The sequence below is a fragment of the Sorangiineae bacterium MSr11954 genome (assembly GCA_037157815.1).
Lineage (GTDB): Bacteria > Myxococcota_A > Polyangia > Polyangiales > Polyangiaceae > Pendulispora > Pendulispora albinea.
Map to the genome: position 1 here is coordinate 3,428,176 of CP089984.1, position 19,757 is coordinate 3,447,932.

Below are 19,757 nucleotides of genomic sequence, written 5' to 3' on the forward strand. Positions count from 1 at the left end.
CTCCTCAAAACCCCACCGTGCTCGTAAGACCGGCGGCATGGGGGGTAAGGACCGGCGCAATTTGCAAAACACGTGCTCGGGGCGTGTCGGAGGGCGATGTTTTCGGCCACACGAGCCACGCCACGCCGCCAACGAGGACCAACCCGATCCCCGCGCCGAGAAACACGTTCGCAAAGGTGGTGTTTCGATGGATCGCGTCCACTTCGTCATTCATCTTCGTACACGATTCAGGCTGCGCTTCATGGCTGCAAGCGGATGGACCGCTGGAAGCACGAAGCGCATCGAGTCGTTCTTCCGCGTTCGCCTTGGCGATGGCAAAGCCAATCCCCGCCCCGAACGAAGCCAATGCCGCGGCACCGATGGTCGCCACGGTGACGATCTTGGCCGGCCCGTGGCTCGTACGCACCTCCCGATGCTCGGGCGGCGGTGCGATCGGCGCGCGCGCCGTCGCCACGGCGGGCGCCGGTGGAAGCACCTCTGCGAGGGGCGCTGGAGCATCGAACACCAAGCGCGCCGTTACGAGCTGACCCGCCCCGGCGCGTACCGCCACGGTCTTGCTCTTCCCATCGCGCCGGCCTTCGATCTCGTGCTGCCCTGGTCGGACATCGAGCGGCTCGTCGAGCGGGGTCTCCATGCCGTTGTCGACGCCATCGACGACGAGGTGCGTTCCCGTGGGCGCCTCCACGGCGATATGCCCCGTTTTGGCCGCGAGCTCGTGCAGGTACGCTCGCGCGTCATCGCGATCTTTGTCGCTCGCGTCGGAGCTCTTCAAATACGTTTTGAAATGGTGGAGCGCATCGACGAAGGCGCCACTTTGATTTTCGACGATCGCCAGGTTCCACAGATATTTGGGCTTTGGGTCGGACGCATAGAGCTCCTCGTAGAGCCGCCTGGCGCGATCGAACTCCTTGTGCGCATAGGCTCGTTTGGCCTCCCGCTCGCGGAACTCCGGGGTCTCCGTTTGCGCGTGCGCGGCCTGCGCGGCCGAAACGCCCGCCACCATCACGACGGCAAACAGGAGCTTTTCAAAGGACCGTGTCGCGATCGGGGCGTTCATTTGAGGAGATCCAAGTCGGGGGGGAGGTCGTCGGGCCGCGGCTTGGGAGGCGGCCGTCTGCTGCGGGCCGGTGGTGCCGCGGCGGCGCTCGATGCCGCATGGGCGGGGGGGCCTGCATCGATCCGTTCATTCGTCGTCTCGGCGTTGGCGAGTCGCGCCATCATCGCCGGTTCGGCTTCGCCGGCGGGTGGGGTTCGCTCCGGGGCCATTCCGGGCGCGGGCGCGGACGCGCGCTCGGCCATGGGGGCGGCATCGCGAAGGCGCTGCCCTCGCTCGTGCAGGACGAAATCGCACAAGGCGAGCATCGCGAGGATCCCCAGGATGGAGATCCCTCCGATGGGGCCCCGGAACGACGATTTCGAAGGAGGATGAATCTCCGTGTGCATCGGCACGGCGGCGTCGCCAATGGTTTGTCCCGCGAGTCGTGGCGGGGAAAGGAGCGCATCCACGTAGGTCGTCTCCCCCGTTGCCTCGTCGCTCACCGGCCGAGGCATCACCGTGGATTGCGCGGAATCGATCGTTTCGCTCGGTTGTGCAGGGCGCAAACGGTCCGCGATCGACTGGAGGACCGTCATCAGCTCGTCCATGCTGGAATAGCGGCCGTTCGGCTCCTTTTGCAAGCAACATGCGATCAATGCTTCGAGCTCGCTGGGGATCTCGGGACGGAGCGCGCGGACCCGGCGCGGATGTTTGTAAAGTACGGCTGCGACCATTTCGGCGAACGAGCCCTCCTGAAAAGGCAGCTCGCCCGTCAAGAGCCGAAAGGCGATACCGCCCAGCGCATAGATGTCCGCGCGCGCATCGACGTCCTTCGAGTTGCACATTTGTTCTGGCGCCATGAACCCCGGCGAGCCAAGAAGTGAGCCGGTCGTCGTCGACAACATGTCTTGGCCATCGGCCTCGTTCGTGAACTTGGATATGCCGAAATCGAGCACTTTGATCAGCGGTGTGCCGTCGAAGCGGTGCGTGAGTAGCAAATTTTGCGGCTTCAAATCGCGGTGAACGATCCCGAGAGCGTGCGCCTCGGTCATCGCTTTGCACACATCGATCAGGTAGGCCACGGCTTCGTGAATGGGGAGGCGGCCGCGGGCCTTCATCACGGCATGGAGATCGGCGCCTTCGAGAAATTCCATGACGATGTACGGCGCGCCGGTGTCGAGCACGCCGTAATCGCTCACGCGTGCAATATGCTCACTTCGAAGGCGGGCCGCCGCGCGCGCCTCGCGGACGAAACGGCCGGCCGCGTCGTGCACATCGAACTTCGATGGGATCATGAACTTGAGCGCAACCAAGGACCCGAGCTGCATGTGGCGTGCCGCCACCACCATCCCCATGCCACCCCTGCCGAGCACGCGCTCCACGCGATATTTCGACGCCAGGATATCGCCGATCTTGACGGGTGCGCCCACGTGTTTCGAGGATACACGGGAACACGACGCGAGGGTCGGCGTTGGAGTGGCTCAGACACGTCTGCTGTCGTTTGTACACCTGCGAATGAATGTTGCGTTGTGTCGATGTGCGCAGCCATACGGTGTGCGTGGGGGATGATCCGAACGCCTTTGTCGAAGAGAGGCCGATCACATACCGCGCCCGCGCACCCGTTTGCGGTAGGAGCCGGGGGCTTCGCCGGTCCATCGTTTGAAGGCGCGTTGAAAGGCGCTTTGCTCCGAAAAGCCGAGGAGGAACGCCAGATCGTCGAGGTCGAAATCACCGTTGGCGAGATGGCGCGTGGCGAGCTCGCTCCGGACGTCGTCGACGATGGAGGAGAAGCTCTGTCCGCGCTCTTTGAGCTTTCGCTGCAAGGTGCGCGGGCTCAGCGAGAGCGCCGAGGCGACGCGGGCGAGGGCCGCGTTGCCCTCGGGGAGGCTCTTGGCGACCAGCTCGCGCAGCGCGCCGAGATCGTCGTCCCCTTGCGACAGCTGCGACTCGTCGCTTTGCGACAGCTGCGACGGCGGCGAACGAGAGAGTAGCTGCTTTTCGGCCAGATCGAGCATCAGCGCCCGCACGGTGGGATCGGGGCGGATCAGCGGGGCCTCGAGCCACGACGCGGCGAGCACGATGCGGTAGACGGGCTCGTCCCAGCGCAGCGGACAGCGGAAGATGCGTTGGTGCTCGCCGGTGTCGGCGGGGGCGGGGAAGGTGAAGTCCGCGCGGAGCGGTGATTCGTCTCGGCCCGATACCCATCGGGCGAACGCGATCATGGCGGAGAGGTTGAACTCCGCCAAACGCCGCAGCGGCCGCTCGAGCCGAGGGTTCCAGCTCACCGTGAGCTCGGCGCCGTCGCGCACCACCTCCGGCGGGCCGATGTCGATGACCAGCGCCTGATAGCGCTGCAACTGCGCCAGCGCGTCGCCCAGGGTCGCGCAGTTCATGACCACATAGCCGAAGACGCCGTAGTGGCCGGGCCGGATGTGTTCCCCCGCGTGCAGACCCACGGCATCGTCGCCCAAGAGCTCGGCCGCCCGATCGAAGAGGGCCGCGCAGGCGCTCTCCGAGAAGCGCGCGTCGCCGTCGCTCGGATCCATCCCCGAGCCCGCGAGCAAGGTCGCCTCGGCCGTGCCCCGGCTGGCCGCGTAGTCGATCAAGGTTCGCAGGTAGGCTGCGGAGGCCGTGTTCGTCTTGGCGTGTTGGGTCATGGCATCTGGCGGGCTGGGTCAAGATTCTACACCCGGATTGCGTTTCCATGACCGTGCCGTGCTCTTCGCGTCCTTTTCCGACACCGATCCCTCGAAGCTCGTGCTCCTGATGGCCACCCCCGCGTACCTCGCGTGCATCGGCTGGGAGGCTTGGACCCTCGCCCGCGCGCGGCGCTCGAACTACACCAAGGCCGAGACCTTGAACAATGTGGCCCTGGCGGCCTCGTTCCAGGTGGTCGAGCTCTTCGCCCTGGTGGTGGTGCTCGGCATCCATGCCCGCGTCTACGAGCACCGCCTCTTCACCGTGCCGCGCACCTGGTGGACCTTTTTGATCCTATGGGTCCTCCAAGACGGCCTTTACTACGCGGCGCACCGGGCGTCGCATCGGGTTCGATGGCTTTGGGCGTCGCACGTGGTGCATCACTCGCAAGAGGCGATGAACTTCTCGACCGCCTTTCGTCAGAGCCTGCTCTCGCCCTTCTTCGGAATGTGGCCCTTCTATTTGCCGCTCACGTGGCTGGGGTTCGCGCCCACGTTCGTGCTCCTCGCCGTCAACGTGAACCTGGTTTATCAATTTTTCGTCCACACGGAGCTGGTTCGCAAGCTCGGGGTGCTGGAGCGCGTGCTCAATACGCCCTCCCATCATCGCGTGCATCATGCACGTAATAGTCAGTATATCGATAAGAATTATGCTGGGACGCTGATTGTATGGGATAAGCTCTTTGGCACGTTCGAGGAGGAGCGGGAGCGGCCCCAATATGGGATTGTTCACCCCCTTCGCACGGCCAATCCGTTGATCACGATCTTTCACGAGCCGGTGGCCATGATCCGCGACGCGCTCCGCCCGGGGCGGCTCGCGGATCGTTTGAAGCACCTTTGGGCGCCGCCGGGCTGGGAGCGCGCTACGAGCCCGAAAGCGCACGATCCAGGACCGCCACCGCGTGACGGGCTTCCTCGTGGCCGAGCACCAAAGGCGGTTTGATCTTCAAGACGTTGTCGTGCGGGCCGTCCAGCGATAGGAGCACGCCGTCCCGCTTGGCCGCCTCGATGACCCGCTTGGCGGCCGCCGTCGCCGGGGCCTTGGTGGCGCGGTCCTCGACCAAGTCGACGCCGAGAAAGAGGCCGCGGCCGCGGACGTCGCCGATCAAGCGATGGCGCTCGGCGAGGGCGCGAAGGCCCCGCCCGAGCTCGGCGCCGACGGCGGCGGCGTGGGCCATCAGGCGCTCGTCGCGGAGCACGTCGAGGACGGCGAGGCCGACCGCGCACGAGACGGGGTTTCCGCCGTACGTGTTGAAGTACTCCATGCCCGTGACGAAGCGGCGCGCGATGGCCGGGGTGGTGACGACGGCGCCGATGGGGTGGCCGTTGCCGATGGGCTTTCCCAAGGTGACGATGTCGGGCACCACGCCGTGCTCCTCGAAGGCCCACATGTGGCTTCCCACCCGACCGAACCCGCACTGGACTTCGTCCGCGATGCAAAGGGCGCCGGCGCTGCGCGCGAACGCATAGGCCGTGCGGAGGTAGCCGGGCGCCAGCTCGACTTGCCCGGCGCAGCCCGGGATCGATTCGTGGATGAACGCGGCCGGCGGGGTTCCCGCCTCGGAGAGCGCCGCGCAGTGCGCCGCAATGTCGGCGGCATAGCGCGGTCCGTCGGAGCCGAAACGGCCTCGGTACGGATCGGGTACTTCGCAGACGCGCACGCGCGGCCCCGGACCTGCGCCGCCGCGGCGGTTGAACTTGTAGGGGCTGATCTCGATGAGCGACGTCAGGTTGCCATGGTAGGCCCAGTCGAGGACCAGCACATGCTCGCGCCGGGTGGCGGTGCGGGCCAGGCGCAGCGCCAGATCGTTGGCCTCGCTGCCGGAGTTGGTGAGCAGCACCACCGACAGCGGATCGGGGAAGGTGGCGGAGAGCCGGCGCGCGTACTCGACGATGTTCGGGTGGAGGTAGCGGGTGTTGGTGTTGAGGGCCTGCGCTTGGAGGGCGAGGGCCGCCACCACCCGCGGATGGCCGTGGCCGACGTGGCAAACGTTGTTGACCAAATCGATGTACCGCCGTCCATCGGCGTCCACCAGGTAGGCGCCTTGGCCGGCCACGATGTGGAGCGGCTCCGTGTAGCTGGTCGACAAGGCCGACGAGAGGTTCGTGCGGCGGCGGCGGGCGAGCTCCTGGCGGGTGCGCTCGGGCGCGGCCGGCGAGGGCAACGATGCGAGGGGCAGCCGCAGGAGCAGGTTGGGATCGGGGCAGATGCTCTGCCAAAGCTCGGTCTCCACGGGCGCAGGAAGACGCCCGAGACGCGCGGTGAACACATGGATGCGAAGGCCCGCTTTGGCCGCCGCCCCCAGCAGGGCGCCGCGGCGCACGGGTTGGCCCGGCGCGATGCCCAGCGCGGTCTCCGTGCGCAGCGGCCCGACCACGAGCCAGAAGGGCGTGCCGTCCGCCGTGCGATGCTCGAGCGCGAGCTCGCGGTGGGCCTTGTCGTCGCCGGGCGAGACGCCATGGATCACGCCATCGAGCGGCGCGTGGACCGGCTCGCCGATGGGGACGGCCAGATCGACCGCGGGCCCCGATCGAACGGCCTCGAGGGGCGGGTTTCGAACGAGCGGCGCCGGCTGGCACGCGGCCGACTCGAGCCAGGCCACCACCTTTCGCTCGTTGGCGACGGGGCGGTAGCCGCAAATGTCGCGGTAGCGCAGCTCGCGCAGCGCCCTCGGCTCGCGCGCGAGCTGCTCGATGAGGCGCCGGACACCGGGCTGGCTGGTCGCGAGGTACGCGTTGTTCGGATCGGCACGGCGTTGCTCGGCGGCGTTGGCGACGCTCATCGCGAGCCGGATCTCCACGAGCTCCGGCAAGAGCGCCAGCTCGTCGGGGGTGAGCGGCCGCTCGGCGTGGTAGCCCGCCACCACGGGGAGGGTCGCGACCACCGGATCGATCTCCGTGATCTGCGCGTAGGCCAGGGCCACGGCGAGCCCGCAGATGCGCGGCGCGCGCACCACGTCGCCGAAGTCGATGATGCCGGCGATGGAGCCATCGGGCGCGACCAGCACATTGTGCTCGTTGGCGTCGTTGTGGATGGCCTGTTGCGGGAGCGCCTGGAGGGCCGGCAGGAGCTCGGCGAGCAGGGGGCCGATGGCGCGGGCGACGAAGGGCTGCACGGCGGGATCGACCCACGCGAGTGCCGGCGCGAGGGCCCCGGCCTGCAGCATGTTCCAGCGGTAGGCGCGGTCGAGGCGCGGGTCGTCGATGGCGGCGAGCGCATCGTCGAGCCGGGCCACGGTGGCGCCAAGTGCTTCGAAGCGGGCGCGATCGGGCGGTCCGGCTTCGGCCCACACCTGTCCGTCGATCCAGTCGAGCAGCCGCGCGTGGCGCAGCCGTCCTTCGATGACGGCGGTGGCCTCGCCCGCGAGGCGCGGTGTAAAGCTCGCGACGTCCGTTCGGCTCAGATGGCGCAGCACCGCGTCGTACAGCCCGACCTCGGAGTCCGCGATGTCGGCCGCGTGCAGCTTGAGCACGTACCGAGGCTTGCCGCGCACGTCGAGCCGGAAGTTCCAGTCGCGCTCACCGGCGAGCGGCACCGCCGTCGCGTCGATGCCGAACGCCTCGTGAGCCAGAGCCGCCGCCGTCACCGCCAACGCCGGAGAGGTCATGCCTCGAAGATACCGGCGCTCAGCGCACCCGAGCGAGGAGAAACTTCCGGAGCTGGCGCCACACGGGGAGCGGGATCGCGTGGCCCTCGTCGAAGGCGACCCAGGTGACGTCGGCGCCGGCGTTCACCATGCTGTCGCGCAGCGCAAGGCCGGCCTCGAAGGCAAGATCCGGATCGCTCGTACCGTGGCTGATCAACATCGGGACGTCCTGAAAGGGACGCGATGGCAGCCGCGCTGCCCACTCGGAGTACGCGATCCGCGAGGCCGAGAGGAGCGCCACCCCATCCACCCGGCGCGCGGTGCGGAGCAAGGTGTCGCACGTGAGCATTCCGCCTTGCGAGAAGCCGCCCACGATCAGCGGGCGATCGCCGATGGCGGGGCCGAGCGCGTCCAGAAAGGTCGCGAGCGCCGCCCGTGCGGCCGGCAGATCCGGCGGGTGGATGGTGGCAAAGTCGCGGGGCCCGCGGGCGATGGCCTCTGCGCGCTGGACCGGATCGATGTGCCACCATGCGCGGCCTCGCGAGGCGGCGGCGAGCGGCGCCTCGGGGAAGAGGAACCACGCCGGCACGCCCAGCGAGTGGGCAAAGGGCGCGAGATCCCGAGGCGTCATCTCGAAGCCGTGAAGGAGCGCCACGACGGCCCGCGCCTCCTCGGCGAGGTCTGGAGCGACGGAGATGGCGCGCAGGCCGCCGAAGGTCACGAGCTCTTCGCGCATCGGCCGTACGTTATGCCGTGCGCGGTTCGAAGGCTCGTTTCATCTGCAGGAAGTGCTTCTCCAAGAAGTGAAACGAGAGGAACGCCGCCACGTACGTGGCCACGGTGGCCGCGGTAAAGTAGGCCAGGCCGAGCACGGGTCCGATGGCGCCGGCCGTGATGCGCGCGAGCAGCGGCAGGCCCACCAGCCGATGCAGCGGCGTGTGAAAGACGTACATGGCGTAGCTGTACTTGCCGACGGAGCGGAGCGGCGCCAGCCGAAGGACCCGGCCGAGCGCGTCCGGCTCGTCGTGCGACGAGAGCGCGGCGTCGAGCACCAGCGCGGCAAAGGTCACGGCGAAGGCGCTGTAGCCGACGGTTTGCATCAGGAGGCCCGTGCGCGGGGCGCCGTGGCTCATCAAGACGGTGACGAGGATCAGGCCCAAGGTGAGCCCGCGAAAGAGGCCCCGGCGCGCGGAGAGAACGGCGACCACGTGCGGCGAGCGAAAGAGGATCGCCGCGATGGCCCCGAGGGCGAGCGCGTCGACCCGGCAGATGGTGAACATGTAAGGGCCCGCCGAGCCCAACCCGGCCGCGCGCAGGGCGATGCGGCTCAGCAGCGCCGCCACCGCGAGGCCGACGCAGAAGCGCATGAGCGATCGCGGGGAGAGCACGCGCACGATGAACGGCCACGCCAAGTAGAACTGCTCCTCGATGGCGAGCGACCAAAAATGCGGAAAGAGCGGGACCTCGCGGCCGAACGGCTCCGCCCAGTTCGAGGTGTACGTCCAGAGCCACGCCTGGTGCTCGTGGCCGGCCACCGCGTGGCCCGTCACCAAGGGCACGACGACGAAGGTGGCGCACAAGACGGCGTAGTAGAGCGGGAAGATGCGGAGCACCCGCCGCACCATGAAGGAGCGGTAGTAGTGCGCCTCGCGGCGGCCGTCGAGCAGGATGCCGGTGATGAGGAACCCGGACAGGACGAAGAAGATCTGGACGCCCAGCCAGCCGCCATCCATCAGCCGGTCGAGCAAGGTCCCGACGCGGGAGAGCGGCCCGCCGAGGACATCGAAATTGTGGGCCAGCACCAGCAGCACCGCGATGCCGCGAATGCCGTCGAGGGCCAGCATACGTCTGCGCGCTTCGAGCTCGGTCATGACTGTACTCAGCGTTGCGGGCGGCGCGCGGGGGCCTCGAGGGCGGCCGTGAGGACCGTGCCGAGGGCCGCGTGCGACCAAAGAGGCGTAAAGGTGTGATCGGGGCCATCGATGACCGCGATCGAAAGGGCCCCGCGGGAGCGGAGCTTGCGGACGACCGCGCCGCCCTGCATCCGCAGGAGCGACAGCCCGGGATCGCCCGTGGCGAGCACGAACCTCATATCGACACCGCGCCGGGCCACGCTCTCGAGCTCGGCCCCGAGATCGCCCGGCAAAGGCAGCCCCATCTGCCTCGAGAGGTGCCGGGCGCGATCGACCATGCGCGCGGTGGTGTGGCGCGCGATGGTGCGCACGGCGGCGCGGATGTTCACCTCGCCGCGCGCGAGCTTGCGCCACTTGCGCGCGTCGGACAGGGCTTGCGAGTAGCGCGCGATGCTCTCGACCGTCTTGTGGAGCGTGTCGTCGGGGGTCTCGCCGTCCTTCCAGAAGAACGTGAGCGGGTTGATGGCGATGACGCCGTCGACGGGCTGCCCGGCCACCGCCGACTTGAAGGCATGGTAGGCGCCCGAGCACAGACCGATGGCGCGGCACTCGCGCACGCCCTCCGCGCGGCGCAAGAACGCGAGCGCGGCGGCGACGTCTTCGAGGGCGCGCCCGCTGTACACCACGTTCTCCGCCTCACCGGGCCGCGCGCGGCTGTCGCCGATGCCCGATTGATCGAGGCGGAGCACGATATGACCGAGGGCGGCCCACCGGCGCGCCAGCTCGGTGTAGAGGCGGTTTGGGCCGATGTGATGCACGGCGCCGGCGTTGAGCAGCAGGATGCCGACCCCGGTGGAGGTGGCCGTCCCGGGGGCGGCGGAGGTCACGATGCCGAAGAGCGTGCGCGCATCGTCGGCGTAGATGGCGCGCTCGATGACGCTCCCGTCGGCCATGGTCGCGGTGGTCGCGCTGGTCGCGCGGGTCGCGGCGGTCGCAAGGGACGGCGCGCTCGCGGGGGCATCCTGCAGGGGGCGGGATGGTGCGGAGACGGCGGCGGCGCGCTCCTTCAACCACGTCGTGGACGTGTGGATCATCTTCAGCGGCGGCTCGGCGCGGTGCGGATCGAGCATCATCTCGACATAGCCGGGCAGGCGCCGCACATCGACCTTGGCGCCGCTGGCCGCGAGCCGCTCGGCCCATTTGTCGGCGCCGGGAAGATCGACGCGATCGAGGACGAGCACCGACGGGGGCGGACGCCGCTCCTGGCGCAGAAGATCGATCGCCGCCAGCGACGTCTTCGTCACCGCGGTGAGCGCAAAGCCCACCGCTTCGTGCACTTCGTCGCCCGCCAACGGCGGCGCCGCCTTCGATGCCGGTGCGGTTGGCGCGTCCGGCCTGGCGGGCGCGGTCGACATCGATCCGGGCGCGGGGCCCGTGGACAACGCGAGCGCGCTTTGAAGCATGCGCAGCTCGCGGACATACATCTTGCCCGAGAGAACGGGGGCGACGGCGATGAGCCCCGACACATCGTCGCGCTCGGACGCCGCCACCGCGGCCAAAAGGGCTCCCAGGCGCAGGCCCAAGAGGCACACGGAGGCGACCCCGGTGCTCGCGCGCAAGGTTTCGATGGCGTGGTGGATGCTGTCGAGCCACGCCTTCACGCGATTCGGATCGAGATCGTTCCCGTCCGAGTTTCCCGTGCCGTCGTAGTCGAAGCGCATGGCGGGCACGCCCGCCGCCGCCGCCGACACCGCAAAGTGGCGCAGGCTTCGGTGGGCGCAGACGGCCTCGTAGCCAAAGGGGTTGCACACGACCAGCCCGAGCTTGGCGTGTGGCACCGAGGCCGAAGGTCGATGGATCCAGCCGAAGAGGGCGCGGTCGGCGGGACCGAAGAACAATGGAGTAGGTAATTTATGATTCACGTGGCGACCGTCACTTTGGTGGCCGATTCGGCGTTGAGTGGTTGCAACGTGCCACGCAGAGGTTTTGCGCTGCCGTTGGAGGCGAGGCGGTGCAGCCGCACCGTCCGAGTGCCCCCCGGAGCGAGATGAAAGTGGTTGTCGGTGGCGCGAAAATGTTCGACATCGACGTGGATGGCGCGCGCAAAGCGTCGGGTGGCGATGACCAAGTCGACATCGCCGTCGTCGCGCGGCCGCGCGCTGGCCGTGAGGCCCAAATCGAGCTCGCGCAACGCCCCGCTTGCGCCGGCATGGGCAAAGGACGCTCCGAGCAAGACGTGAAACGCTTGCGCGAACGGCTCACCACCGTCGCGCGTCAGCGACGCCACCACCAGATCCGCCGGGGGCGGCCCAAATCGGTACGCGTGGTTGAGATCCAGGAAGCCCTCGAAGAAGGCCGCCGCCGGGATCTCGAGGGCGCCGTGCGGAGGCGCCTCCACCGGGCGGCGCGCGCGCCCGACCACGATCTCGCCCGCGCGAAAGAGCGCGATCTCCAGCTCGGCCACCAGCGGCGCGGGGCCATCGTGGACGACGTGCACGGCGAGGCCATTGCCGCCCTCGTCGCTGATGTGCACCGCCGTCGGCTGCAAGGCGCGGCGCAAAAAGTGGTACGCCGCCTTGGGCTCCCCGCCGGCGTCGACGATCCCCCAACCGGCGCCGGGCCAGAGATCGCGAAGGAACCACACCAACCCGCCGCGGCAGGTGGAGCGCTTTCGCCGCCACTCGCCAAACACGGCGGCCATGATCTCCCCGGTGGCGACGCGCCCGAGGGCGAGGTAGCGCTCGTGATCGGCGTACCGCAAGGTCGCGGGATCGACGTGGAAGAGGCGCGCCACGTAGTGATCGCGCACATCGTCGAAGTCCCAGCCGGCCCCCAGATCGCGCGGCGCGCGCTCCTTCCAGGCGGGGTGGTGCACGCGCAGGGACTCACCGCCCGGCATGCGATCGAGCGCGCGCGCATCGGGGACATTGGCGAACGCCAGGCACTCGCTGGCGAAGCGGACCTCGGCGCGGCGCGCGTCGTCGAGCGCGCGTTGGTACGCGCCGACGCCGTAGTACGAGGACGTCCCCACGTCGGCTTGGTGCGGAAATGCGCCGCCGTGCGCGCTCGACGGCCAATACGGCACATCGGGGCAGACCTCGGCGGCGCGCGCGGCCAAGGTCTCGCGGAACAGCGGCGGCTCCCATCGATCGCGGCTCGCGCCCCACATGGCGGCCTGCTGTTCGACCTCGCTGTTGCCGCATAGCACCGCCAACGAGGGCCGCGCCGCGAGGCGCTTCAGCACCTGGCGCGCCTCTTCGTCGACCGAGCGCGCAAACGCCGGATCGTCCTCGGGGTAATCCATGTTGGCGAACATGAAGTCCTGCCAGATCAGGATCCCTTTGGCGTCCGCCGCATCGTAAAAGTCGTCGCTCTCGTAGACCATGGTGCCCGAGACGCGCAGCATGTTCATGCCAGAATCGCGCACTTGATCGAGCGCGGCCTCGAGCTCGCGCGGATCGGCGGCGAGGCTCACGGGATCGAGCGGGGTCCAACACGCGCCGCGACAGAACACCGGCACACCGTTGATGCGAAGCCCGAAGCCCCGATGATCCGGCCCCGTGTCGAGCGCCACCTCGCGAAAGCCCACGGCGCCCAGGTCCACCTCCACGGGCGGCGCGCGGCCGTCACGTTCCAGGGAGACGCTCAGGTGCGCGCGGTAGAGCGCAGGCTCGCCGTGCGTATGCGGCCACCATCGCTCCACGCGCGGAACGACGATGCGCCCCGCGTACGTCGCGCCGGGCCGGCCGGGATCGTCGCTCGCAGGGGCGCGATCGAGCGTCGCGCGGTGGACGGTGCCGCCGCGCTCGAGCGCGAGGGTTACGCGCCCTCGTCCGCTTTCCTCGGCCGGCAGGCTGCGGATCTGGCAGGCGACATGGAGAACGCCGGCATCGCCGTCGAACGATGTTCGCAAGGTGACGTCGTCGACCACGATGCCGCGCGAGCGCTCCAGGCGAATCGGGCGCCACGGGCCCACGACGGCCGCGGGCGGCGACCATCCCGGCGTTCGCCCCAGCAAGGTGGCGCGAAACCAACGCAGCTGTTGATGCTCGACCATGGGCGCACGCCAGCGCGGGCGGGGACGTCGCGCGGCGAGGAGCGCATCGAGCGCGCGGCATCGGATGACGAGCTCGTTGTCCGCCGCCAGATCCACCACCACCCGGTGCGCAACGAACATGTTCGTGCTCGATACGAGGAGCACGCCGTTCAACCAGACATCGGCGATGGTGGCGAGCCCGTCGAAGCACAGCGCCGTTTCTTCTTCTTCGCCAAGGATGTTGCTCGGTTCTGCGCGATCCGCGCGATTTGCACCAGGAAAGCGCTTACGCCACCACCAGTCCTCGCCGTCGAAGCGACGCCGCGGGCCGTCCAGGCTCCACACCTTCGCCGCGCGCAAGGCCGCGGCCGCCGTCGATGGCGCACCTGCCTGGGGCGATGGCGCGACGGGCAACCAGGTGACGTCGGCGCGCGCGAGCGCCTCGGGGTCCGCGATCTGGCCCGGCGGCGTGGAGGCGAGCTGCCACCCTTCGGTGAGCGGCTCGTCCACGCGGCCGAGGACAGCGCGGACCCGCCCGTTCACGGCGTAAGCTCCTCGAGGGCGGTCCGCATGGAGGCGATGCTCTCGAACACGCTTCGTTTGAGCATGCGGTCGGGGAACTCGATGTCGAACTCGGCCTCCAGGGCCAGCATGACATTGACGCTCGCGTGGGAGGTCATTCCCGCCTGATAAAGATCCGTGTCGTCGCCGATTTGTTCGACGTCGGTGACCAGGCGTGCGTGTTCTTTGAGAATGCGGCGAATTTTTTCGTTCATGGGGGTTTGGGAGGTCCGTGCACAATCACAATGGCCGTGGCGTAGTCTCCCTCGTGGCTAAGACTCACGGCCATCTCGGTCACCCCGGAGGCCCGCGCGTGTGCGAGGGCGTCTCCGTGGAGCAAAAGGGAGCAGTCGCCCGAGGGCGAGCGTTGCACTTCGATCTGGCGCCAGCCAATGCCGCCGTCGGCGAGGGCGAGGGCCTTCATCGCCGCTTCTTTGGCGGCAAAGCGGGCGGCGAGGCGCTCGGGTGTGTGCGCGGGTGCCGCGGTGGCATAGGCGACCTCGGCGTCGGTAAAGATCCGGTGCAAAAAGCGCTCGCCAAAGTGCTCGAGCGACTCGGCGATGCGGCTTACCCGCACCAGATCGATCCCGACGCGCAGGCTCATGGCGCGCTCACGCTCACATGGCGGGCGTACCTTTCGAGCACGTCCATCCCCCGCTGCCACGCGTCCGCCATCTCCGCCATGGGGGTGGCCGCATCGAACGCGCGCTTGCCGTTCACCGCGCGCGCGGCCTTGAGGATGAACGCCTTCGCGGCCACGCTGATGGAGTCGAACGCCTCCGCGGCCGCGCCCAGCGCCGGCGCGCCCGGGGCATCGTTCGGCGGGTCATCGCCTGCGCGCGACCCATCGCCCTCGAGCCAGCGCACATACGCGGCGGCGAGCTCGAAGGCCGCGCCCAGCTGGCGCACGGTCGCGAAGGCCCACGCGTGGTAAAAAGCCAGGCCCTCGCTCTGCATCCGCGGCAGCTCGCGCTCGAACGCCTGGCCGAAACGGATCACGGGGTTGTCGCTGGGCCGTCGCGCCAGGTGCTTGGCGAGCAGTGCGCGCGACATGGCCACGAGCTCGGCCCTCGGCCGCCGCACCATCCGGTCGATGCGAACGAGCTCGACGAAGAGCGGCATGAACGTGGGGTCGGGGGCTGCGCCGATTCGGAAAAGGCGCGCGAAGTCCTCGCCCTCGAGCGCGTGGTAGCCCGCGTTGTGAAAATAGCCGAGCTTGCCGCGCTCCACGTCGATGTCGGCGAGGATGATCGTCGTCTTGGTGTGCTGGCGGCGGTAGTCGGTGCCGGAGGTGTCGGGCAGCCAAAAGGCGTCGGCCTCCATGCTGATCAACTTTCCGGCGCCAAGCTGGGTGACGGCGTGCTCGACCAGCGGCCGCCAAGGATTGAGCTCCTGCACGTCGACGCCATACAGATCGAACAGCTCCCCGTGCGGGGGCTTGAAGAACGTCCATTGATCGCCCTCGAAATCGATGGCGAGCGCAAACGGCAGGACGGCGCGCGGCTCCAAGCCCAGTGCATGGAGCAGCTCGACCCATATGTCAACGTAGCAATTTTTCTCGATCCACACGCGGTCGTCGGCGTGCAGCGTGTGCTTTTGGTACGTCGCGGGGTCGAGATGTGGAAGGACCGCCGCGCGGCTCATGGCCAGAGCCTCGCGCGCACCGCCGCGGGCCAGTCCGCGGGCACGAAGCCATGGTGCCGGAAGAGCGCCATCACGCAGCGCTCGAGGCCAAAGCCGAGGCACGCGGTGTGGGCGGCCTCGTTCGCGGGCGTGTGGATCTCGAACACGCGCCCGAAGTGGTCGTGGTGGTAATTGAACGAGCACACGGCGGTGGGGTTCTCCTCCGAGATCACCGGCACCAGCACTTCGAATTTGAGCTTTTGCGCCCTCTGCCCCTCGGCGAGCATCCGGCCTTTGCGCCCGAAGAAGGGATCGGACGCCACGTCCGAGCGGGCGGGCAAGCCCAGCTCCTTCAGCAAACCAAGCCCGCGCTCGAGCCACTGGTCGCGCCAGGCGACCACCGCGTCGGGGTGGCCCGCGCGGACGAACTCGCGGACCCGAAACGACTGCATGCGCGTCGGCTCGGGGGAGGGCTCGTGCCGGTAGACCCAGTTGGTCATGGTGATGAGGCGCCCGCGCTCCGGGAGCGTTCCGCGGATGACCGGATACACCGGGTAGCAGGCGGCCGGGTTGAGGCAAACATCGGTGATGCCTTGAAGATCGCCCCAAGGCTCCCCGGCGTGAACGCGGTCCGAGAGCTGTTTGGCCTCGCGGTCCTTGCCCATGAAGCTGAACACCGTGCCCGCCAGGTGCGGGAACGAGTCGAGGTAGTCGGTGCGCTCGATGATGGTGCGATCGATGACCGGCGGAAACGTGTACAGCTCCGCGCCATCGTCTCTGGAAATCTGCGTGATCAACGCGTTGAAGCGCTCCAGCACGTCCTCGAAGACCGCGCCGCGCCCGAACGCCCCCTGGACGCGAACCGGTACGATGAGGCCATGGCGGACCAGGCCCTCGTAAAACTCCGTCGTGTCGTATGTGCCGCTGCTCGCGCTGCTCATGTTCATTCGTCCTTGTAGACCAGGAGCATCGACGCGTTCTTGGAGAGGACGCGGTCGTTGCTGATCATGAGCGCCGCGGAGAGGGCGTCGCGGTATTGGCGACCGACGGAGTACTTGGAGTCGTTCTTGTATCCGTTGATGCCCACGATCTGGAGCGCCTGGTGGACGATGGCCGGCGCCATCTCGGAGGCGCTCACCTTCAAGTTGTTCATCTTGAGCGCCCAGCCGATGGTGAGCAGCTGCTCCATTCCATCGGGCCTGGCGGTGATGGCGTCGAACTCGGCGGCCATGGCCGCCGTGTTGTTGCGCATCGTTTGCAGCATGACCGACACCTCCGCCAAGCGGCTCGCGTGCGGCGGCACGGTGCCCGGCTTCTTCCGCGCTTCGGCGCGCACATAGGCGCTGGCGCGTGCCACGGCATCGGCCGCGATCCCGACCCAGACGCCCGACCAGAGGATGTGCGAATAGGAGACCATGGTCTGCGCGGACGCATCCGCGAACGATCCCGGCACCACCTGCTCCTCGGGCAGGTCGGAGGCGACCTTGAACCCGGGGCTGCACGTGCCGCGCATGCCGAGGGTGTCCCAAGTGGTGGTCTTGGTGAGGGCGAGGGCGGGCTTGCGGAGCAGCACCAAGATCTGATCGCTCGCCGCCGCCTCCGGTCCGCGCCGGCACGTGACCAGGAGATCGTCGGCGTGCTCGGCATACGAGGCGGTGGTCGCGTCCTTCTCGAGGCGGCAGCGATCGCCATGGCGCACGAGCGCGCAGATGCTGGAGCGCGTATCGCCCCAGACGCCAACCTCCGACGTCACCGAGCCGATCAGGAGCTGCCGCTCACAGACCTCCTCCAGGTACCGCCGGAAGAACGGCGACGCCAATCCATGCCGCGCGATGCACGCGACTTGAATATGGTGCATCGCCAGCACCATGCCGCTCGCCCCGCATCCCTGCGCGAGCTCGCTGCACATCGTCGTGAGCTCGCGAAGATCGGCGCCGGCGCCGCCCAGCTCGCGCGGGACGGCGGCGGACAGGAGCTTGGCTTGCTTCGCGGCCTCGAAGGTTTCAGTTGGAAATCGAGCTTGGAGGTCGACATCGGCGGCGTGCCGCGCGGCAACCTCGTGGGCAATGGTTCTCGTTTTGGCAGCGAGCTCGCTTCGCGCCGCGGGCGTGGGGTCGGTCACGCTACAACTCTATTCGAGATCGCATCGCGAATGTAAAGTTCGCGCGTGTTCGGATCGTCGATCCGCGGCGCAGGCGGTCGCGTCATCGTGACGCCTCTCGCAAAGGCAACCTGCACGGTCGGGTGCAAGGAGACCGCCACACCCTTCTTCTCGTGTTCTTCTCGTGTCTTCTCGCGTTTCCTGCTCGTCTTGCTCGTCTCGCTGGATTTTGTCCTGGACGTCCCGTGTGTCAGATGTGAGCTAAACATCGGATCACAGGGCCATTCCAGTGCTCGTGAACGCGATCGGTTGCCCGGACTCGTCCACGAAACGCCACCTTACATTTGCATCAATCGCCAAATGCAATTTGCAATTCGATATGGCATGTGATGCAGCGCCGACGGCGGGAGCGGTCGCATGTGACTCCGCTACCACACGGAGACGCGAGACCGCGCATCCACGGTGCATCCGCGGACCTCGGAAAAAGCGCGGCAAGACATCGTGCCAAGGCTGGCTTGGCCCTTGCTGGGCGCTGGATCTCCCCTATGCGCAAATGGCTTATGGGGTTTGGACTTCTGCTCGTCTTTTGGCTGGTGATACCGCGCGCGGAGGCGTCGTCCAACGACGCGCGGGCGATCGTGGCGAATGCCAATCACCTCGATAACGCCGGCGAGGAGGGCGGCTCGCCCGACGATGCGGGCGCGCCGGCGGATGCGGGGGCGCCCGCGGCCACCGCCATCGAGCTCCATATGATCCCGGAGAGGTCGCGTTACGGAGAACGCGTGCAGGTTCGGGCGCGCGTCGTATCGGCGGCGGGTGCGCCCGCTCCCACCGGGAATGTTCGATTCGTCGCCAGTGAGGCGGGCGGCAACGACATGGAGATCCTCGCGCCCCTCGACGCCGCGGGCTATGCCGGCGCGACCTTCACGCCCGTCAGCACCAAGGTGAATAACCTCGTCGCCCACTACGATGGAGACCCGCTGCACGCGCCCTCGATGTGGGGGGTCCCCTTGTACGTCGACCGGGCACCGTCGGCGATGCTCCTCACGTCTTCGGCCAACCCGGCGAAGGTGGGGGCCTTGCGCGTCGTCGCCACGGTGGCGGCAGCATCGTCCGCGCCGCGGGTGCCGTCGGGCAAAGTTCACTTCGACCAGGGCGGCAAAGAGATCGCCGCGGCGATGCTGGACGAGAACGGTCAGGCGGTGTTCGACGCCACCAGCTATGGTGTGGGCCGCTACACCTTTTCGGCGCGGTATGACGGTGATGGGAACTTCTTCGAGAGCGTGCCGCGCGCGCCGCTGGAGCAGAGGGTCGAACGCCACACGACGACGGTGACCATCGAGGTATCGCCCAAATCACCCGTTTATGGGGTGCCCGTCACGTTTTCGGCCACCCTCCGCGGGCGCGATGGCAGCATTCCCCGAGGCGCGTACCTGATCGTCTCCGACGATATCGACGGGAAGCACGATTGGAGGCGCGATCAGTATATTTTTCTGGATGCCGAGGGCAAAGGCTCGCTGACGACGACCAGCTCCCGCAGGCCGGAGGGCGGCGTGCACGCCATCTCGGTCGATTTCAGTGGCGATGCGAAGTACGATTCGGCCTCCGCCTCGACGACGTTGGTCGTCTCCAAGGCGCCCACGAAGACGTCGCTCGTCGGGAACGACGCCCGGCTCCGGATCGTGGTCTCCTCGGACTTGACGGGCGCCGAGCTGGAAGGGCCGGTGGAGATCTTCGAAGGCTCCACGCGCGTAGGGTCGGCGTCGCTGGGCGAGAACCATCGTGAGGTATACATCGCGCTCCAAGGGCTCACCTGGGGGCCGCACCAGGTCTTCGCCGTGTACGGCGGGAATCGCCACTTTCATGCGAGCCAATCGGAGCCGGTTGCGATTCGGATCGAATCCCCGTGGCGAGGGGATGCTGGCGCCGGAGGCTACGACGCGGGCCGGCCACCGCCACCACCACCGCCGTGGTATCCCAAGTACGACGCGGGATCGAACCCGAGCAACCAACGACTATCCAGCGGCCAATCGGATTGCTCCATGTCCGGCGATGCGGGCCTCTCCGGCGGTAGCGCGCTGCTCTCCGCGTTCGCCGCCACCATGCTCTTCGTCCGCCGCCGCCGGCGCTGAAGCGCGAACGGCGCGGCCGGCGCTGAAGCGCGAACGGCGCCGACAACGATCCCGCGCAGCGCGAATGCCGGTGTCACCCGAGCGGAGGACACCGGCATACGAAACGCTTCATGACGGCGGACCGTAAACCCC

15 protein-coding genes are annotated in these 19,757 nt (G+C 68.3%); 2 read left to right on the forward strand and 13 right to left on the reverse strand.

What is annotated here, in order from left to right; translation table 11 throughout:
* Positions 1-4 precede the first annotated feature (4 nt).
* The 3 genes from LZC94_13470 to LZC94_13480 form a co-directional block, all read right to left on the reverse strand.
* Positions 5-1,057, reverse strand: a complete 1,053-nt coding sequence (locus tag LZC94_13470) for a hypothetical protein (GenBank protein WXB18259.1) — start codon at positions 1,055-1,057, stop codon at positions 5-7.
* A complete protein-coding gene (locus LZC94_13475; protein WXB18260.1) occupies positions 1,054-2,466 on the reverse strand; it encodes a serine/threonine protein kinase in 1,413 nt (470 codons plus the stop codon). The genes LZC94_13470 and LZC94_13475 overlap by 4 nt, the downstream gene beginning before the upstream one ends.
* A 168-nt stretch (positions 2,467-2,634) precedes the next feature.
* Positions 2,635-3,693 carry an AraC family transcriptional regulator gene (locus LZC94_13480; GenBank protein WXB18261.1) on the reverse strand — a complete coding sequence of 353 codons (1,059 nt, stop codon included), beginning with the start codon at positions 3,691-3,693 and terminating at the stop codon, positions 2,635-2,637.
* A gap of 58 nt (positions 3,694-3,751) precedes the next feature.
* Here LZC94_13480 and LZC94_13485 point away from each other — a divergent pair, with 58 nt between their 5' ends.
* Positions 3,752-4,675 carry a sterol desaturase family protein gene (locus LZC94_13485; protein ID WXB18262.1) on the forward strand — a complete coding sequence of 308 codons (924 nt, stop codon included), beginning with the start codon at positions 3,752-3,754 and terminating at the stop codon, positions 4,673-4,675.
* Here LZC94_13485 and LZC94_13490 read toward each other — a convergent pair.
* The 10 genes from LZC94_13490 to LZC94_13535 are packed head-to-tail and all read right to left on the reverse strand — an operon-like array spanning position 4,596 to position 17,514.
* Positions 4,596-7,340 carry an aminotransferase class III-fold pyridoxal phosphate-dependent enzyme gene (locus LZC94_13490; GenBank protein ID WXB18263.1) on the reverse strand — a complete coding sequence of 915 codons (2,745 nt, stop codon included), beginning with the start codon at positions 7,338-7,340 and terminating at the stop codon, positions 4,596-4,598. The two genes, LZC94_13485 and LZC94_13490, sit on opposite strands and share 80 nt — an antisense overlap.
* Before the next feature lie 19 nt (positions 7,341-7,359).
* Positions 7,360-8,055, reverse strand: a complete 696-nt coding sequence (locus LZC94_13495) for a hypothetical protein (GenBank protein WXB18264.1) — start codon at positions 8,053-8,055, stop codon at positions 7,360-7,362.
* A 10-nt stretch (positions 8,056-8,065) separates the two neighbouring features.
* Entirely contained in the window at positions 8,066-9,190 is a 1,125-nt protein-coding gene (locus LZC94_13500) for an acyltransferase (GenBank protein ID WXB18265.1), read from the reverse strand.
* Positions 9,191-9,198: 8 nt separating this feature from the next.
* Positions 9,199-11,094 carry an alpha/beta hydrolase gene (locus LZC94_13505; protein ID WXB18266.1) on the reverse strand — a complete coding sequence of 632 codons (1,896 nt, stop codon included), beginning with the start codon at positions 11,092-11,094 and terminating at the stop codon, positions 9,199-9,201.
* Positions 11,091-13,751, reverse strand: coding sequence for a hypothetical protein (locus tag LZC94_13510; protein ID WXB18267.1), 2,661 nt, complete (start codon positions 13,749-13,751; stop codon positions 11,091-11,093). Before LZC94_13510 ends, LZC94_13505 begins: the two co-directional genes overlap by 4 nt.
* A complete protein-coding gene (locus LZC94_13515; protein WXB18268.1) occupies positions 13,748-13,984 on the reverse strand; it encodes an acyl carrier protein in 237 nt (78 codons plus the stop codon). Before LZC94_13515 ends, LZC94_13510 begins: the two co-directional genes overlap by 4 nt.
* Positions 13,981-14,373 (reverse strand): holo-ACP synthase, encoded by a 393-nt coding sequence (gene acpS, locus LZC94_13520; GenBank protein WXB18269.1) that lies wholly within the window; start codon positions 14,371-14,373, stop codon positions 13,981-13,983. Before acpS ends, LZC94_13515 begins: the two co-directional genes overlap by 4 nt.
* The gene (locus LZC94_13525) at positions 14,370-15,413 is read right to left on the reverse strand and encodes a DUF1839 family protein (protein ID WXB18270.1); all 1,044 of its coding nucleotides are present in this window, start codon (positions 15,411-15,413) and stop codon (positions 14,370-14,372) included. The genes acpS and LZC94_13525 overlap by 4 nt, the downstream gene beginning before the upstream one ends.
* On the reverse strand, positions 15,410-16,333 hold the full coding sequence (locus LZC94_13530) for an amino acid--[acyl-carrier-protein] ligase (GenBank protein WXB18271.1): 924 nt from the start codon (positions 16,331-16,333) through the stop codon (positions 15,410-15,412). The genes LZC94_13525 and LZC94_13530 overlap by 4 nt, the downstream gene beginning before the upstream one ends.
* Before the next feature lie 2 nt (positions 16,334-16,335).
* Complete coding sequence (locus LZC94_13535; GenBank protein ID WXB18272.1) at positions 16,336-17,514, reverse strand: acyl-CoA/acyl-ACP dehydrogenase; 1,179 nt, start codon at positions 17,512-17,514, stop codon at positions 16,336-16,338.
* A 524-nt stretch (positions 17,515-18,038) separates the two neighbouring features.
* On the opposite strand from LZC94_13535, the gene LZC94_13540 reads away from it, so the two are divergent.
* Entirely contained in the window at positions 18,039-19,625 is a 1,587-nt protein-coding gene (locus LZC94_13540) for an Ig-like domain-containing protein (GenBank protein WXB18273.1), read from the forward strand.
* The last annotated feature ends 132 nt before the right edge of the window (positions 19,626-19,757 follow it).

Bases quoted from the DNA above. Each gene is read 5' to 3' on its own strand.
- LZC94_13470 (WXB18259.1), bottom strand. From the start codon at position 1,057: ATGAACGCCCCGATCGCGACACGGTCCTTTGAAAAGCTCCTGTTTGCC.
- LZC94_13480 (WXB18261.1), bottom strand. From the start codon at position 3,693: ATGACCCAACACGCCAAGACGAACACGGCCTCCGCAGCCTACCTGCGA.
- LZC94_13490 (WXB18263.1), bottom strand. From the start codon at position 7,340: ATGACCTCTCCGGCGTTGGCGGTGACGGCGGCGGCTCTGGCTCACGAG.
- LZC94_13495 (WXB18264.1), bottom strand. From the start codon at position 8,055: ATGCGCGAAGAGCTCGTGACCTTCGGCGGCCTGCGCGCCATCTCCGTC.
- LZC94_13500 (WXB18265.1), bottom strand. From the start codon at position 9,190: ATGACCGAGCTCGAAGCGCGCAGACGTATGCTGGCCCTCGACGGCATT.
- LZC94_13515 (WXB18268.1), bottom strand. From the start codon at position 13,984: ATGAACGAAAAAATTCGCCGCATTCTCAAAGAACACGCACGCCTGGTC.
- acpS (WXB18269.1), bottom strand. From the start codon at position 14,373: ATGAGCCTGCGCGTCGGGATCGATCTGGTGCGGGTAAGCCGCATCGCC.
- LZC94_13525 (WXB18270.1), bottom strand. From the start codon at position 15,413: ATGAGCCGCGCGGCGGTCCTTCCACATCTCGACCCCGCGACGTACCAA.
- LZC94_13530 (WXB18271.1), bottom strand. From the start codon at position 16,333: ATGAGCAGCGCGAGCAGCGGCACATACGACACGACGGAGTTTTACGAG.
- LZC94_13540 (WXB18273.1), top strand. From the start codon at position 18,039: ATGCGCAAATGGCTTATGGGGTTTGGACTTCTGCTCGTCTTTTGGCTG.